This window comes from Enterobacter sp. CPE_E1241, assembly GCF_045618265.1.
Taxonomy (GTDB): Bacteria; Pseudomonadota; Gammaproteobacteria; order Enterobacterales; family Enterobacteriaceae; genus Enterobacter; species Enterobacter adelaidei.
Genome location: NZ_JBIWYV010000001.1, coordinates 701,050 through 716,419, shown reverse-complemented (window position 1 = coordinate 716,419; position 15,370 = coordinate 701,050). Strand labels below are relative to the sequence as shown.

At 55.6% G+C, this 15,370-nt stretch carries 15 protein-coding genes; 10 read left to right on the top strand and 5 right to left on the bottom strand.

Annotation, left to right across the window (positions count from 1 at the left end; all coding sequences use genetic code 11):
* Positions 1–359: 359 nt before the first annotated feature.
* The 10 genes from ACJ9Y9_RS03485 (at position 360) to ACJ9Y9_RS03440 (ending at position 8,392) form a co-directional block, all read left to right on the top strand.
* A complete protein-coding gene (locus ACJ9Y9_RS03485) occupies positions 360–1,136 on the top strand; it encodes a threonine/serine exporter ThrE family protein (RefSeq protein ID WP_028016580.1) in 777 nt (258 codons plus the stop codon).
* Complete coding sequence (locus ACJ9Y9_RS03480; RefSeq protein ID WP_028016579.1) at positions 1,127–1,600, top strand: threonine/serine exporter; 474 nt, start codon at positions 1,127–1,129, stop codon at positions 1,598–1,600. Before ACJ9Y9_RS03485 ends, ACJ9Y9_RS03480 begins: the two co-directional genes overlap by 10 nt.
* Positions 1,601–1,667: 67 nt before the next feature.
* Entirely contained in the window at positions 1,668–2,309 is a 642-nt protein-coding gene (locus ACJ9Y9_RS03475) for a TetR family transcriptional regulator (RefSeq protein ID WP_028016578.1), read from the top strand.
* A 41-nt stretch (positions 2,310–2,350) separates the two neighbouring features.
* Positions 2,351–2,803 (top strand): MarR family winged helix-turn-helix transcriptional regulator, encoded by a 453-nt coding sequence (locus ACJ9Y9_RS03470; protein ID WP_028016577.1) that lies wholly within the window; start codon positions 2,351–2,353, stop codon positions 2,801–2,803.
* 84 nt (positions 2,804–2,887) lie between these two features.
* Positions 2,888–3,316 (top strand): organic hydroperoxide resistance protein, encoded by a 429-nt coding sequence (locus ACJ9Y9_RS03465; RefSeq protein WP_013095463.1) that lies wholly within the window; start codon positions 2,888–2,890, stop codon positions 3,314–3,316.
* Between the two features lie 147 nt (positions 3,317–3,463).
* On the top strand, positions 3,464–4,009 hold the full coding sequence (gene dnaT / locus ACJ9Y9_RS03460) for a primosomal protein DnaT (protein ID WP_028016576.1): 546 nt from the start codon (positions 3,464–3,466) through the stop codon (positions 4,007–4,009).
* A complete protein-coding gene (gene dnaC, locus ACJ9Y9_RS03455; protein WP_023334409.1) occupies positions 4,006–4,743 on the top strand; it encodes a DNA replication protein DnaC in 738 nt (245 codons plus the stop codon). Before dnaT ends, dnaC begins: the two co-directional genes overlap by 4 nt.
* An 84-nt stretch (positions 4,744–4,827) precedes the next feature.
* A complete protein-coding gene (locus tag ACJ9Y9_RS03450) occupies positions 4,828–5,310 on the top strand; it encodes a DUF2501 domain-containing protein (protein ID WP_028016575.1) in 483 nt (160 codons plus the stop codon).
* Between the two features lie 269 nt (positions 5,311–5,579).
* Positions 5,580–7,871, top strand: coding sequence for a phosphatidylglycerol--membrane-oligosaccharide glycerophosphotransferase (opgB, locus tag ACJ9Y9_RS03445; RefSeq protein ID WP_028016574.1), 2,292 nt, complete (start codon positions 5,580–5,582; stop codon positions 7,869–7,871).
* Entirely contained in the window at positions 7,871–8,392 is a 522-nt protein-coding gene (locus ACJ9Y9_RS03440) for a GNAT family N-acetyltransferase (RefSeq protein WP_028016573.1), read from the top strand. Before opgB ends, ACJ9Y9_RS03440 begins: the two co-directional genes overlap by 1 nt.
* Here the strand turns inward: ACJ9Y9_RS03440 and tsr are convergent.
* The 5 genes from tsr to ACJ9Y9_RS03415 all read right to left on the bottom strand — a co-directional run bounded on the left by tsr (position 8,389) and on the right by ACJ9Y9_RS03415 (position 15,348).
* Complete coding sequence (tsr, locus tag ACJ9Y9_RS03435) at positions 8,389–10,053, bottom strand: methyl-accepting chemotaxis protein (RefSeq protein WP_028016572.1); 1,665 nt, start codon at positions 10,051–10,053, stop codon at positions 8,389–8,391. The genes ACJ9Y9_RS03440 and tsr overlap by 4 nt on opposite strands.
* Before the next feature lie 108 nt (positions 10,054–10,161).
* The gene (locus tag ACJ9Y9_RS03430) at positions 10,162–11,181 is read right to left on the bottom strand and encodes an Ldh family oxidoreductase (protein WP_028016571.1); all 1,020 of its coding nucleotides are present in this window, start codon (positions 11,179–11,181) and stop codon (positions 10,162–10,164) included.
* Positions 11,182–11,192: 11 nt separating this feature from the next.
* A complete protein-coding gene (locus ACJ9Y9_RS03425; RefSeq protein WP_028016570.1) occupies positions 11,193–12,794 on the bottom strand; it encodes an APC family permease in 1,602 nt (533 codons plus the stop codon).
* 11 nt (positions 12,795–12,805) lie between these two features.
* Positions 12,806–14,413, bottom strand: a complete 1,608-nt coding sequence (locus ACJ9Y9_RS03420) for an aldehyde dehydrogenase (NADP(+)) (RefSeq protein ID WP_028016569.1) — start codon at positions 14,411–14,413, stop codon at positions 12,806–12,808.
* Between the two features lie 14 nt (positions 14,414–14,427).
* Positions 14,428–15,348, bottom strand: coding sequence for a dihydrodipicolinate synthase family protein (locus tag ACJ9Y9_RS03415; RefSeq protein ID WP_028016568.1), 921 nt, complete (start codon positions 15,346–15,348; stop codon positions 14,428–14,430).
* Between the last annotated feature and the right edge of the window lie 22 nt (positions 15,349–15,370).

Here is a 15,370-nt window from a genome sequence, read left to right as displayed (position 1 = left end):
AATAAGTATTTTCGTCCCTGAGTGTAAAACAGATTAATACAAGCAGAAGATGAGATATGTTTCTGATTTAAGAAATGCCTAAAACAGAGATAATATCTCATAAAGTGCAAGAAAATTTAATTACGGACTCATTAAAATATCGACAATATAAATTTAGAATAACTAAATACAAATATTTTATGTTACCGCATTAATGATTCACCATTGTTATGAATTAAAGCGAAAACCCTTTCACAATACAGGTTGCAACTGTTTGCATAAATCTTGATCTGACCCACAGCAAGGGGTACCGCACTTTGTGTTAAAAGTAAGCATCACGGGCCAAACCGCTAACATCCATTTTCTCTTCAGGACAATACATGCAGGCAGATCGGTCAACGCAGCGTGCTATCACGCGGCTATGTATTCAGTGCGGTCTTTTTCTGCTCCAGCACGGTGCGGAAAGCGCGCTGGTTGAGGAACTCTCAACACGGCTGGGGCTGGCGTTAGGTATGGATAGCGTTGAAAGCGCGATCTCTTCAAACGCCATTGTGCTGACTACGATCAAAGATGGTCAATGCCTGACCTCCACCCGCAAAAACCACGACCGTGGTATTAACATGCACGTCGTCACCGAAGTGCAACATATCGTCATTCTTGCTGAGCATAAGCTGCTCGACCACAATGAGATTGAAAAAAAATTCAACCAAATAAAGCCATTGCGTTACCCACGCTGGCTCGTTGTGCTCATGGTTGGGCTGTCGTGTGCCTGTTTTTGTAAGCTCAATAAAGGCGGCTGGGACGGCGCAATCATTACATTTTTCGCCAGCAGCATCGCGATGTATGTCCGCCAGTTACTGACACACCGGCAAATGCACCCACAAATCAATTTCTGTATTACCGCTTTTGTCGCCACCACGGTGTCTGGTTTACTGCTGCGCCTGCCGCAGTTTGTTAACACCCCCACTGTTGCCATGGCCGCCAGTGTGCTTCTGCTGGTCCCGGGGTTCCCGTTGATTAACGCTGTCGCCGATATGTTTAAAGGGCACATCAATACCGGTCTGGCACGTTGGGCTATCGCCAGCCTGCTGACGCTGGCGACCTGTATTGGCGTCGTCATGGCCATGACTCTCTGGGGGTTACGCGGATGGGCGTGATAGATTTTCTGCTGGCACTGGCACAGGACATGCTTCTGTCCGCCATTCCTGCCGTTGGCTTTGCGATGGTCTTTAATGTTCCGCAACGTGCTCTCCCGTGGTGTGCCCTGCTGGGTGCGATTGGTCATGGGTCACGGATGGTCATGATGACGGCAGGTTTTAACATCGAATGGTCGACATTTATGGCGTCTATGCTGGTCGGTAGCATAGGCATTCAGTGGTCGCGCTGGTATCTGGCGCATCCCAAAGTGTTCACCGTTGCCGCCGTTATCCCGATGTTCCCGGGCATATCTGCCTACACGGCGATGATTTCCGCAGTAAAAATCAGCCATTTTGGCTACACCGAGCCACAGATGATCCTCCTTCTGAGCAACTTCCTTAAGGCCTCTTCCATTGTCGGAGCACTCTCTATCGGGCTGTCGATCCCGGGACTGTGGCTGTACCGCAAACGCCCACGCGTTTGATATTTGTGTTATTTCGCTGCCATGGGGATAATCGTCCAGGTCCGTTTGGTGAAAATAAGGAAAGATTGTGGCTAACCCAGGCAGCGAACACCCCGCACACAATGAAGAATCCAGCCTGAAAGAGAAAATTTTTCAGAGCGCGATCGCGCTTTTCGCCGAATATGGTTTGAACGGTGCCCGCATGGAGCAAATTGCGGAGAAAGCAGGCACGACCAAGCGCATGGTGGTTTACCATTTCAAGAACAAAGAAAATCTCTACCTTCTCGTCCTGGAGCATGTTTACACCCAAATCCGCGCCAGTGAGAAAGCGCTGAGCCTGGCGGGAATGCCACCGGTAGAAGCGCTGGTCAACCTGGTTGAAGCTACCTTTGACTATCATGCCGATCACCCGGATTACATCCGCATTATCTGCATGGAAAACATGCAGCGTGGTCGCTTTATGCAGCAGTCGAGCTATCTGCGCCAGGTCAACCGTAGCGCGCTCGATCTGCTGGAAGCGATCCTGGACCGGGGTAAAGAAAAGCAGCTATTCAACCAGACAGTTGACGCCCGCGATCTCCACCGTCTGATAAGCAGTTTCAGCTTTCACTACGTCGCCAACAGCTACACCTTCACATTGCTGTTTGAAGATGGGGCGGATGAACAGGCTCAGCGCCAGCACTACCGCAAAATGGCCGTTCAGGTGGCACTCCGCTATACCTGCCCATAAAATTGCTTGCAATTAAATCGCACACTATCTATATTCATTCCATGAACACGAAAACGAACGACACCACCGCTGCGCTCCTGCTGGATAACCAGCTCTGCTTTGCTCTCTACTCGGCAAATCTGGCGCTTAACAAGCTGTACCGGCAACTGCTGGCGCCGCTGAACCTGACTTACCCGCAATACCTGGTGATGCTGGTGCTCTGGGAGCAGGACGACATGACGGTGTCGGACATTGGTGAGCGGCTGTTCCTTGACTCTGCCACCCTGACACCGCTGTTAAAACGTCTGGAAAGCGCCGGGCTGATAAAACGCCAGCGCTCGCGTAAAGACGAACGTCAGGTGGCCGTCACGCTGAGCGACGAGGGACGTGAACTGCAACAGCAGGCATTAGGGATCCCCCATGCGGTGGGTTGCGCAGCGCAGTGTGATACTGACACGATGCTGGCGCTTAAGCAGCAGCTTGAACTTTTGCGACACCAGTTACACCACGCGTAAGGCTATACTTTACGCGTATTTATTTACCCATATATATCGCACGCTATTTAATAGCACACATAAATGTAAGATGAGGAACCTGCAATGTCTTTAGAAAAAGTCGTTTATACCGCCAAAGCAAAAGCAACCGGAGGCCGTGACGGCCGTGCCACCTCTTCCGATGGTGTCCTGGACGTCAAACTGGGCGTGCCAAAAGAGATGGGTGGCATGGGGGGAGAAGTGACGAACCCTGAGCAGCTGTTTGCTGCCGGCTACTCTGCCTGCTTCCTGGGCGCGATGAAGTTTGTCGCCGCACGCGACAAATTTACCCTGCCAAAAGAGGCCTTTATTGAAGGCGAAGTGGGTATTGGCCCGCTACCAACCGGTTTTGGTATCGAAGCAAAACTGAACATCCATGTTGAAGGCATGGATCCTGCGGAAGCCAAAAAGCTGGTCGATGCGGCGCACATCGTTTGCCCGTACTCTAACGCGACCCGCGGCAACATTGACGTGACCCTGAATATCATCGCGTGATAAATACCTGATGGCGCTGCGCTTATCAGGTCTACTGCTGTAGCCCTATAAGCGCATCGCCACCGGGGAAATCCCCTCCATCCCCTCATCCTCTCTGTGCTACCATAAGCTCATATCACGCCCGTAGTCATCAGTAGAGTAAGCGTTATGTCCTCCAGAATTCTGACCACCAGCATTGCTGGCATTGATGCCTTTATGCGCGACCCACGCGGTGTGTTGACCCACGCCGAAGGCGGCATGGTTGCGGTTTTTGCCGACAATGCACCGGCATTTTACGCCATCACACCGGAACGTCTGGCACAGCTCCTGGAGATCGAAGCGCAATTATCACGCCCGGCGAGCGATATCATGCTGGATAACCAGTTCTTTGATGAGCCGGTTAACGCCCCGATGAGCGTTCCGATGGGAAAATTTGCTCTCTATGCGGGCTGGCAACCTGATGCCGATTTTCAGCGGCAGGCCGCGCTGTGGGGTATTGCGTTAACACAACCCGCCACCGCTGAAGAACTGGCCGCGTTTACGGCCTGGTGGCAGGCAGAAGGTAAAGTCTTCACCCATATTCAGTGGCAGCAAAAGCTCGCGCGCCATCTTCAAATCACCCGCGCCAGCAATAATGGCCAGCCAAAACGCGATATCAACGCGTTTTCAGAACCGGATAAACAGATCCCTAACGGATTCCGAGGTGCGAAATGAAGAACGTCGGCGACCTGATGAAACGTCTGCAAAAAATGATGCCTGCCAACGTGAAGCCCGCTTTCACCACGGGTGAAGAACTGCTGGCGTGGCAAAAAGAGCAAGGAGAGATCCGCGCCGCCGCGCTCGCCCGTGAAAATCGGGCGATGAAAATGCAGCGCACCTTTAACCGTTCAGGTATTCGTCCCCTGCATCAGAACTGCTCATTTGATAATTATAAAGTTGAGACCAACGGGCAGATGAACGCGCTTGCCGCCGCCCGTCAGTATGTGGATGAATTCGATGGTAATATTGCCAGCTTCATCTTTAGCGGCAAACCTGGCACCGGAAAAAATCACCTCGCCGCCGCTATCTGCAACGAACTGCTCCTGCGCGGAAAATCGGTGCTCATCATCACCGTGGCCGATATCATGTCCGCGATGAAAGACACCTTCAGCAACCGCGAAACCAGCGAAGAACAACTCCTGAACGACCTGAGTAACGTCGATTTACTGGTCATCGACGAGATTGGCGTGCAGACGGAATCCCGTTATGAAAAGGTGATCATTAACCAGATTGTCGACCGCCGTTCCTCGTCCAAACGACCTACCGGTATGCTGACAAACCACAATATCGACGAGATGACCCGCTTACTGGGTGAGCGCGTTATGGATCGCATGAAGCTGGGTAACAGCCTGTATGTCATCTTCGACTGGGAAAGTTACCGTAGCCGCGTCACCGGAAAAGAGTATTAAGATAGTTCCAGGAATCTATGGTGAGAAGGCGGTATATACTGGAATCACTTCCGGCCCAAAACGGACCTTTTTGAGAAATTTACGATGAAAAAACAGATTATTATCAGCACGCTGTTAGGCACCCTGTTGGTTACCGGCGCAGTGCAAGCGGCGTCCTGGCAGGATTCTCTGTCAAGCGCAGCAAACGAACTGACCAAAGAGAGCAGCAGCACTCAGGGCGGGCTGTCCGCATCTTCTCTCACCAGCCTGCTGGGTAACAGCTCCCAGAGCCTGAATGCGGGTACAATGAACAACGCGGCGGGCATTCTGGAATATTGCGCGAAGCAAAAGCTGGCCTCCGTGACCGACGCGCAAAATGTCAAAAACCAGGTGCTGGGCAAGCTGGGTCTGGATACCCAGGAGCAGAAAGCGGATACCAACTACATGGACGGTATTCAGGGTCTGCTTAACGCGAAAAACGGCCAGCAGCTTAACCTGAGCACCATCGGCAACTCTTCTCTGGCCAAACAGGTGAAAACCAAAGCCTGCGATCTGGTGCTGAAACAAGGCGTTAATTTCATCTCCTGATCCATCCCATTTTCTGCCACAACACGCCGCGTTTAATGCGATAGTCTTGCAACGCGGCGCTAAATGAGCGTTTTCCCTGCCTGCCACCGTCTCAGCGTCCGTTTGTCAGGATGCGAGCACCTTCAAAAAAACGGTTTTCTAAACCAAATCCTAATAACAGCACACTTTCATGACACTAGAATTGCAGCTAAACGACATCGCAATTACATTGTAGTACCTAAAAATAAACAGTTAGCCAGCGAAGCATCTGGCGTCATGAGGATATGCTGTTGTCTGAATTCATGTCTCTTATCCTTTTTCTGGCTTCTGTCGGCGTTTACGCCTGGAAAGCTGGCCGTCACACCTGGTGGTTTATCGCCACGCTGGTGGTGCTCGGCATTTTTATTATTTTAAACATTACCTTATACGCCAGCGATTACTTTACCGGTGACGGGATTAACGATGCGGTGCTCTACACCCTGACGAACAGCCTGACGGGCGCGGGCGTAGGTAAATATATTCTTCCTGGGCTGGGCCTGGTTGTGGCGCTGGTGGTCGTTTTTGGCGCACTGGCCTGGGTACTGCGGCGACGTCGCCATCATCCGCACCATCATGGTTACAGCCTGCTGGCGCTTTTCCTGGCACTGGCCTCAGTCGACGCCAGTCCCGCATTCCATCAGATCGCCGAGCTGGTAAAGTCCCAGTCGCGCGACGGCGATCCGGATTTCGTGGCCTACTACAAAGAGCCGTCGAAAAAGATCGCCAGCCCGAAACTCAATCTGGTCTATGTCTACGGCGAAAGTCTGGAGCGCACGTACTTTGATAACGACGCGTTCCCGAACCTGACACCAGAGCTGGGCGCGTTGAAAAACGAAGGTCTTGATTTCAGCCACACCATGCAGCTGCCCGGCACGGATTACACTATCGCCGGAATGGTTGCCTCCCAGTGTGGTATCCCGCTGTTTGCACCTTTTGAAGGGAACGCCTCAGCCTCGATGTCGACATTCTTCCCGCAGAATGTTTGCCTGGGCGATATTCTGAAAAACTCCGGCTATGAAAACTATTTTGTCCAGGGGGCGAACCTGCGCTTTGCCGGAAAAGATGTGTTCCTGAAGTCCCACGGTTTTGACCACCTGTATGGCTCAGAGGAGTTAAAAACGACAGTTGCCGATCCAAACTACCGTAACGACTGGGGCTTCTACGACGATACGGTGCTGGACGAAACCTGGAAGAAATTCGAAGAACTTTCCCGCTCGGGTAAGCGCTTCTCCCTCTTTGCTCTGACCGTGGATACGCACCACCCGGACGGGTTCGTCTCACGTACCTGTAAACGCAGAAGCTATGATGTCGGCGGCAAAAACAACAAATCTTTCAGCGCCGTCACCTGTAGCCAGGAGCATATCGCCGCACTGGTCGAGAAAATCAAAGCTTCACCGTATTTTAAAAATACCGTCATCGTCGTTTCGTCTGACCATCTGGCGATGAAAAACAGCGCATGGGATCAACTCAACAAGCAGGATCGCAGCAATCTGTTCTTCGTGCTTCGCGGCGACCAGCCGCAACAGGAAGTGATTGCCACCAAACGTAACTCAATGGATAACGGCGCGACCGTGCTAGACATTCTGGGCGGAGACAACTTTATTGGTCTGGGCCGCAGCACGTTGTCGGGGCAATCTCTCTCTGAAGTCTTCCTCAACATGAAGGAAAAAATCCTCGCGTGGAAGCCAGACATCATCCGCCTGTGGAACTTCCCGAAAGAGATGAAAGATTTCACCATCGATCAAAATAAAAACACGATTGCCTTCTCGGGCAGCAGCTTCCGCCTGCCGCTGCTGGTGCGCGTGTCGGACAATCGCGTCGAACCGCTGCCGGAAAGTGAGTATTCCGCCCCACTGCGTTTCCAGCTGGCTGACTTTGCCCCTCGCGATAACTTCGTCTGGGTCGACAAATGTTACAAAATGGGCCAACTCTGGTCACAGCCGTTGGCGCTTTCTACCGACTGGTGTGTTTCTCAGGGCCAGCTTGGCGGAGAGCAATCCGTGCAGCATGTGGATAAAGCCCAATGGAAAGGCAAAACCGCGTTTAAAGACACGGTGATTGATACCGCACGCTATAAGCACAACGTCGACATGCTGAAAATCGTCGATAACGATATTCGCTACAAGGCGGACAGCTTTATCTTTAACGTGGCCGGCGCGCCGGAAGAGGTGAAACAGTTTAGCGGCATCTCACGTCCGGAGTCCTGGGGACGCTGGTCAAATGCGCAGTTGGGCAACGAGGTGAAAATTGAGTACACCCATCCCCTGCCAGAACAATTTGACCTGGTGATCACGGCCAGGGCGTATGGCTCCAATGCAAATAAGCCCGTGCCCGTGCGCGTGGGCGATCAAGAGCAGATGCTAACGCTTGGAAACGAAGTGACCACTCACACGCTTCATTTTGAGAATCCATCCCGCAGCAATACCCTGGTGATTGTGCCGCCAGACCCGCAGTCCACGAATGACGGGAATATCCTCGGCCATTCACCGCGTCAGCTGGGGGTAGGTATGGTCGAAATTAAAATTGTGAGTAATGCAGGCTAATGACCGTCCCCCTTAACATAACCGTTCGGCCAACTCGCTGTGACGACGTTTACGCCCTGCCCGCCATTGAACGCGCGGCGGGGGAACGTTTTCGACGCTATCCGGAGCTCGCCTGGCTTGCCGAGGGTGAGGTCATTTCCGCTGAGCAGCATCTTGAGTATGCCGAACGCGGGCAAAGCTGGCTGGCGCTGGCGAATGACCGCCCCGTGGGGTTTATCCTCACCGAAGCACACTCTTCATCGCTGTTTATCGTGGAGCTTTCGGTTGATCTGGACTGGCAGGGAAAAGGGATTGGCCGGCAGCTCATCGCCTGTGTGGCTGACCATGCTCGTCAGCTAGGGCTGACGTCGCTGACGTTAACGACGTTCCGGGACGTCCCGTGGAATGCGCCGTTCTATGCGCGGTTGGGATTTGAACAAATTGCTGAGCTAACGCCAGAACTGCGTCAGAAAAGAGATGATGAAGCGGCGCATGGCTTAGCGTATGAATCCCGCTGTGCCATGCGCCTGTCACTTAATTAGAACGTTTCCCAGTTATCGCCTGAATCGGCAGTCGCGGTTTTACGCGCCATCACCGGCGTGGAAACCGCTTTAGCCGCAGCGAACTCGCGCGCTTTCATCTGCTCCTGCTGAATGCGGAACACCGCCACAGCCTGAGTCAGACGGCTCGCCTGCTCTTCCAGCGCGGCCGCGGCCGCAGCAGACTCTTCCACCAGCGAGGCGTTCTGCTGGGTCACACGATCCATCTCTGCGACTGCCAGACCCACCTGGTCAATACCGCGGCTCTGCTCGTCTGACGCAGAGGCGATTTCACCCATAATGTCGGTAACGCGAGTGACTGCATTAACGATCTCGCCCATGGTTTCACCGGCGCTTTCTACCAGGGTAGAGCCCACTTCCACACGGCCAACAGAGTCTTCAATCAGGCTCTTAATTTCACGTGCCGCCTGGGCGCTGCGCTGCGCCAGGTTACGAACTTCACCTGCCACCACCGCAAAGCCACGGCCCTGCTCGCCCGCACGCGCCGCTTCTACCGCCGCGTTCAGTGCCAGAATGTTGGTCTGGAAAGCAATGCCGTCAATTACGCTGATAATGTCGGCAATTTTCTGCGAACTTCCGGCGATGTCACGCATGGTTTGCACCACGTTATCCACCACTTTACCGCCTTTCTGCGCCGTTTCAGACGCACTTAGCGCCAGATGGCTTGCCTGACGGGCGTTTTCGGCGTTCTGCTTAACGGTTGCCGTCAGCTGTTCCATACTGGCAGCGGTCTCTTCCAGAGAAGCCGCCTGCTGCTCGGTACGGGAGGAGAGATCGTTGTTGCCCATCGCGATTTCGCTCGCACCGCTGTAAATGGCGTTCGCGCCATTACGCACGTCGCCAACGGTACGCACCAGCTCACCCTGCATATGACGCAGTGAATCGGCCAGTTCGCCCATCTCGTTGGAGCCTTCCACATCAATGCGCTTCACCAGGTCGCCGCTGGCGATATGGCGAATGCTGTCGATGAGACGGTTCAACGGAGAGATCAGCGCCTGTTTGATACCCAGCCAGACGGCGACAATCACCACCAGAACGGCAACCAATACGCTAATCAGCACCCAGATGGCCTGAGAGTAAGAGCTGTTGCTGTCCTCAACGGCGGTCTTGTACAGCTTGTCGTTCTGCTGCAGGTAGTTTACGTACTGCTTCTCAAAACCGTCCTGATAGCTCTGAGTCGGCTGGTCGAAGAAGGCGTTGATTTTACCTGCGCCCAGCAGCTGAATCAGCTCCGCCAGCGCACCGTGATAGATATCGTAGTTACGTTTGATTTCCATCGCGTCTGCATCACTTTGACGCGAGTCGCGCGGCAGGGCTTCATAGTCAGCCCAGTTTTTTTCCGCCTGTTTCAGAGACGCAGACGCGATTTGCATCAAATCGTTAACGGTCGCGCCGCTGCCGATATTGCTCTGATCCATCATATAGCGGATGCCCGCACGGTTCAGGGTATTACGGGTTTGCAGCAACGCCACCCAGCTGCCGTTCAGCGTGGATTGTTGCTGGCGAATGGTTTGCAGGACGGTGAAGTTCTCTTTGTCATTCTTCAGAGCGTTAAAGAAAAGACCACCGGATGTGAGTTGTAAAAGGCCAAATATCGCTAAAACCAGCATTAGGCTGGTGACAATCTTGATACGGTTTAACATGTTTTCTCTTTCCTTCAGACAGATAACAGAATTTTCGGCCTGGAAAGGGAAAACTTTACGAAAAACGTACTGAGAAGAGGGACTATTTCCCTCCTCTTGTGTTGACGATCACGATGATGATTTCAGCAGCTCAGATATGTCATTGAAAAGTGTGAGGGTTATCTCCAGACCATTGCGGTTCGCACGCTCACGAGAATGATAACGGCGCTCTCCCGGCAATCGGGCCCCCTGCTGCGTCATCCCGCTGAAGAGTGTCTCGGCGCGGGCCAGATGGGCCGCGGCGTCATTCCCCAAAAAACGCGTCGGGTCGAGCGCCAGAATCAGTTCACCGCCGTAAGGCAGGCCGCCTGCGCCCTCATCCCACGCCAGCGATTCCGCACTGGTCATATCACCGATCAGCGGCCCGGCAAGCAGCTCCACCATCGCCGCCAGCACCGATCCTTTATGTCCACCGAAGGTCAACATCGCGCCGTCGAGAATAGCCTGTGCATCGGTCGTCGGTTTGCCCTGAGCATCGATCCCCCATCCTTCCGGCACGGGTTTACCCGCGCGCTGATGCAGCTGGATTTCACCCCGCGCCGCCGCACTGGTGGCCATATCAAAAATAAACGGCGGCTTATCGCCGCGTGGCCAGCCAAAAGCAATCGGGTTCGTGCCAAACAGCGGTTGCGTGCCGCCCGCAGGGGCGACCCACGCATGGCTCGGCGTGGTCGCCAGCGCCACCAGGCCGGCCTCCGTCAGCGGTTCAACGTCCGCAAACAGGGCAGAAAAGTGCACGCAGCGGTTAATCGCCAGCGCGGCGATACCACCGTGTCGCGCCTTTTCTATCAGCAGCGGCAGCGCACGTTCGAACGCCAGCAGGGAAAATGCCCCACCAGCGTCCGCTTTCACGATGGCGGGTGCGGTATCGGCGATCGCCGGTTCTGCGTCTGGTGACACCTTCCCTTTACGCAGCGTTTCGACAATACCCAGCAACCGCCACAAACCGTGCGAGGCGCAGCCGTCGCGCTCGCCGTGGGTGACGTTTTTCGCCACCGCGGCGGCGTGCGCCTCGCTGAATCCGTTCCCGCGCAGCACGTTAAATGCCAGCGCATAAGCCTCTGTTAACGAGAGGTTTACCATCTCCATGACCCACTCCTCTACTCTTCTTCGTCTCCGGTAAAGTTAGCCTGTGGCAGACAGGTTCGCTCGCCCCAGTAGTAAATGCCCAGCGACATCAGCGCCACCACCACCGTATCCCACGGATGACCAATCACCCCTGTGCCGCCAAAACTGCCCAGCCACGAGAACAGCATAATCAGCGCGTAGAAAGCGATGAGCCACAGGGACGATTTCACCTGCTGTGCCAGACTCACGGTGTGGACAGGCACTTTTGATTTGCACAGCACGTAGACCACGAACATCACAATCTGCAACCCCAGCAGCCATGACAGCGTCCCCCAGCCAGACCAGAAGACAATCAGGGCTGAAATCACAAACGACACCGGGCCGATAATCCCGAAGGCACGCACTCGGAACGGGCGCGGCAGATCGGGCGCATTACGGCGCAGCCCCGCCGCCGTGACAGGGGCAATGGCATAGCTCAACACCAGCGCCGCCGACACCACGCTAATCAACTGCTCCCAGGACGGGAACGGTAGCGTCCAGAAGATAGACATGGCGAAGGTCAGCCACAGCGCCGGGCGCGGAATGCCGGACTCTTTATCAATGTGGGTAAACGCCTTAAAGAACGTCCCCGCTTTCGCCCAGCCGTAAATCACGCGCGGCGTCGCGTTCATATAGATATTGCCGGTGCCGCTTGGGGAGACAATCGCATCGCACACCACCATAAATGCCAGCCAGCCCATACCGAGCGTAATGGCGATATCGCGATAAGGCAGCGAGAACTGTTTGCTGATCTCCGCCCAGCCGCTGCCGAGCATTTCGGTTGGAATACTGCCAAGAAATGCCAGTTGCAACAGCACGTAGATAATGGTCGACAGCACCACAGATAAAATCAGCGCAACCGGGATGGTCCGCTGCGGATTTTGTACTTCGCTCGCCACAGAGATAATCGGTGTCAGCCCCAGGTAGGCAAAAATAATCCCCCCGGCGCTGATCGCTGCCTCAACGCCTGTCATGCCAAACGGCGCAATCCCCTGAACGTGCAGGTTTTCAGGTTTGAAAAAGGTAAACAGGGTGACGACAACCGCCAGCGGCACCAGAAACTTCAGAATACTGATGATGTTGTTGGAGCGGGCGAACGTTTTTACGCTGTAGTAGTTCAGGCCAAAGAAGAAACAGAGCAGTAAAAACTGCACCACCCAGCCCAGCAGCGTCGGATCGCTTGAGCCTGGTTGCGTTAGCATCGGGAACCAGGCGGCCGCGTACTGGCGCGCGGCAACAATCTCAATGGAGATCAGGCTTGAGAACGCAATCAGCGTAATAAAGCCCAGCAGATACCCCATCAGCTCGCCGTGGGAAAACACCGGATAGCGGATGATCCCCCCGGCGCGCGGCAGCGCCGCCCCCAGTTCACAATAGACAATCCCCAGCAGCAGCACGGCAATCCCGCCGATAACCCACGAGGCAATGCCCGCAGGCCCGGCAATCGAGGCCACATGGCTTGCGGCAAACAGCCAGCCGGAACCGAAGATAGCCCCAAGACCAATAAACGTCAGGTCGGTTAACGTGAGCTGCTTTTTAAATTTCCCTGACTCAACAACGCGGGACGATGTTTGATGCGTAGAGTGAATCGTCATGGTCATGCCCTTCAGTCAACAGAGGGGGAAATGGCTTCCCGGGTCCACTGCCCGTTAATCAGGCGCAGCAGGTTCAGAGGGTTAGCATCCTGGACAGCAGGCGGCAGCAGTGCGGCGGGCACATTCTGCAGGCACACCGGACGCATAAAACGTTCGATGGAGCGGGTTCCGACGGAGGTCCCGCGTGAATCGGTGGTGGCAGGCCACGGGCCGCCGTGCACCATCGCATCGCACACTTCCACGCCGGTCGGATATCCGTTAAACAGCACGCGCCCGGCCTTTTCGCTCAGGGCTGGCAGCAGGCGTTGTGCCAGCGGGCCGTCATCGGATTCGGCGTGCACCGTTGCCGTCAACTGCCCCTGGATGGCACGCAGAACAGCCTGCATTTCAGCCTCGTCAGCCACCTCAACCAGCACCGCCAGCGGGCCAAACACCTCATGCTGCAACAGAGGCTCCTGCGCCAGCAGCAGCGAAACCGGGGCCTGATACAGGCGAGCCTGCGCGCGTCCGCTAACAGAATCATCAGAGCCTGCCAGCCGCTGAATCGCGGGATGCGCCTCAAACGCACTGACGCCTTCTTCGTAGTGGGCAAGGGTCGGGGCATTGAGCATGGTCTGTGCCGGAGCCTGATCCACCGCCTCCTTCAGCGCCTGCGTGAAGCGGGTCATGCCTTCGCCACGCAAGGCCAGGATCAGCCCGGGCTTGGTACAAAACTGCCCGCTGCCGAGGGTAAAAGAGGCCACCAGTTCCTTCGCCAGCCCCTCTGCCCGGGTGGCTAACGCCTGTGGCAGGATAATCAGCGGGTTAATGGCTGACATCTCCGCAAAGACCGGGATCGGCTGCGGACGCTGCTGCGCAAGCTGCCAGAGCGCCTTACCGCCGCGTAAAGAACCGGTAAACCCGACCGCCTGGATCGCCGGGTGACGCACCAGCTCTGCGCCAATGTCGGTGCCGAAAATCATGTTAAAAACGCCCGCAGGAAGGGCGACTTTCTCCACCGCACGCACAATAGCCTGAGCGGTGAGTTCTGCCGTTGCCATATGCCCCGGATGAGCCTTCACCACCACCGGGCAGCCCGCCGCCAGCGCAGAGGCGGTATCGCCCCCTGCGGTGGAGAAAGCCAGCGGAAAATTGCTGGCACCGAATACTGCCACCGGGCCCAGCGCCATCAGATACTGGCGCAGATCCGGGCGCGGCAACGGCTGGCGCGCAGGGAGTGCGGTATCAATGCGCACGCCGAAAGCATCACCCCGACGCAGCACGCCAGCGAACATACGCAGCTGATTGCTGGTCCGGGCACGCTCTCCCTGCAAGCGCGGCAGCGGCAGCGCCGTCTCCTGATGGGCTATCGCGAAAAATTCCTCGCCGAGTAAATCCAGCTCGTCGGCGAGAGTTTCGAGAAAGCGGGCGCGTACCTCGGGTGACGTCTGTGAGTAGATCGGGAATGCCTGTTCAGCCGCCAGCGCCGCGGCGGCGGCCTCCTCGCGGGAGGCCGGGTAAAAGCGGTATCCGGTGGGTTCACCGTCAGCGGCACGCAGGCCCGGCAGCGTCGCCTCACCGCTTGCCACGCGGCGTCCGGCGATAAACTGCTGGCCTTTTACAGAGAGAGATAAAGTCATCGTCACTCCTGTGCTTAAAGGCCGACGTCAGGCAGCTGTGGGCGAGTCGCCAGCGCCTTCTCGACAATCGCTACCACCTTCGCACGGGTTTCCCCTTCCAGCGCCAGGCGCGGCGGACGGGTAATCGCGCTGCCGCGGCCCAACAGCTCTTCGCAAAGCTTGATGCACTGCACCAGATCCGGACGCGCATCCAGATGCAGCAGCGGCATAAACCAACGGTAAAGCGCCATCGCTTCTTCATAGCGCTGCTGTTTTGCCAGGCGGAACAGCGTCTCCCCTTCACGTGGGAACGCGTTCGACATCCCCGAGATCCAGCCTTCCGCCCCCACGGCGATGCTCTCGACCACCACGTCATCCAGCCCGGCAAACAGCACAAAGCGGTCGCCAACGGAATTACGCAGGTCGATAAAGCGGCGGGTATCGCCGGAAGAGTCTTTAAAGCAGACGATGTTGTCGCAGTCAGCGAGCGTCGCCAGGATATCCGGCGTCACGTCGTTTTTGTAGATTGGCGGGTTGTTATACACCATGATTGGCAGGTCAGTGGCGGTTGCCACGCTGCGGAAGTGGGCCGCTGTTTCATGCGGTTTTGAAGAGTACACCAGCGCAGGCATCACCATAATACCGTCAACGCCCACACGCTCGGCCTCTTTCGCCATCTTCTGCGCAAAGGCGGTGGTAAATTCTGCGACACCGGCGATAACCGGGATCTGGCCACCCGCCGCGTCTTTCGCCACTTCGATAATTTGCAGCTTTTCCTGCGTGGTCAGAGAGGTGTTCTCGCCCACGCTGCCGCACACCACCAGGCCGGAAACACCATCCTTGACCAGGTTTTTCATCACCGTATGGGTGGCATCCAGGTCGAGAGAGTAATCGCTGCGAAACTGGGTGCTGACTGCCGGGAATACACCGCTCCAGTGAATGGCTTTCTTGCTCATGTTCGGTTCCTTGTCGTCAATT

What these genes read in the sequence shown, in the direction of transcription:
- ACJ9Y9_RS03485 (WP_028016580.1), top strand. Translation starts at nt 360, where the DNA reads ATGCAGGCAGATCGGTCAACGCAGCGTGCTATCACGCGGCTATGTATT.
- ACJ9Y9_RS03480 (WP_028016579.1), top strand. Translation starts at nt 1,127, where the DNA reads ATGGGCGTGATAGATTTTCTGCTGGCACTGGCACAGGACATGCTTCTG.
- ACJ9Y9_RS03470 (WP_028016577.1), top strand. Translation starts at nt 2,351, where the DNA reads ATGAACACGAAAACGAACGACACCACCGCTGCGCTCCTGCTGGATAAC.
- ACJ9Y9_RS03465 (WP_013095463.1), top strand. Translation starts at nt 2,888, where the DNA reads ATGTCTTTAGAAAAAGTCGTTTATACCGCCAAAGCAAAAGCAACCGGA.
- dnaT (WP_028016576.1), top strand. Translation starts at nt 3,464, where the DNA reads ATGTCCTCCAGAATTCTGACCACCAGCATTGCTGGCATTGATGCCTTT.
- dnaC (WP_023334409.1), top strand. Translation starts at nt 4,006, where the DNA reads ATGAAGAACGTCGGCGACCTGATGAAACGTCTGCAAAAAATGATGCCT.
- ACJ9Y9_RS03450 (WP_028016575.1), top strand. Translation starts at nt 4,828, where the DNA reads ATGAAAAAACAGATTATTATCAGCACGCTGTTAGGCACCCTGTTGGTT.
- ACJ9Y9_RS03440 (WP_028016573.1), top strand. Translation starts at nt 7,871, where the DNA reads ATGACCGTCCCCCTTAACATAACCGTTCGGCCAACTCGCTGTGACGAC.
- tsr (WP_028016572.1), bottom strand. Translation starts at nt 10,053, where the DNA reads ATGTTAAACCGTATCAAGATTGTCACCAGCCTAATGCTGGTTTTAGCG.
- ACJ9Y9_RS03430 (WP_028016571.1), bottom strand. Translation starts at nt 11,181, where the DNA reads ATGGAGATGGTAAACCTCTCGTTAACAGAGGCTTATGCGCTGGCATTT.
- ACJ9Y9_RS03425 (WP_028016570.1), bottom strand. Translation starts at nt 12,794, where the DNA reads ATGACGATTCACTCTACGCATCAAACATCGTCCCGCGTTGTTGAGTCA.
- ACJ9Y9_RS03420 (WP_028016569.1), bottom strand. Translation starts at nt 14,413, where the DNA reads ATGACTTTATCTCTCTCTGTAAAAGGCCAGCAGTTTATCGCCGGACGC.
- ACJ9Y9_RS03415 (WP_028016568.1), bottom strand. Translation starts at nt 15,348, where the DNA reads ATGAGCAAGAAAGCCATTCACTGGAGCGGTGTATTCCCGGCAGTCAGC.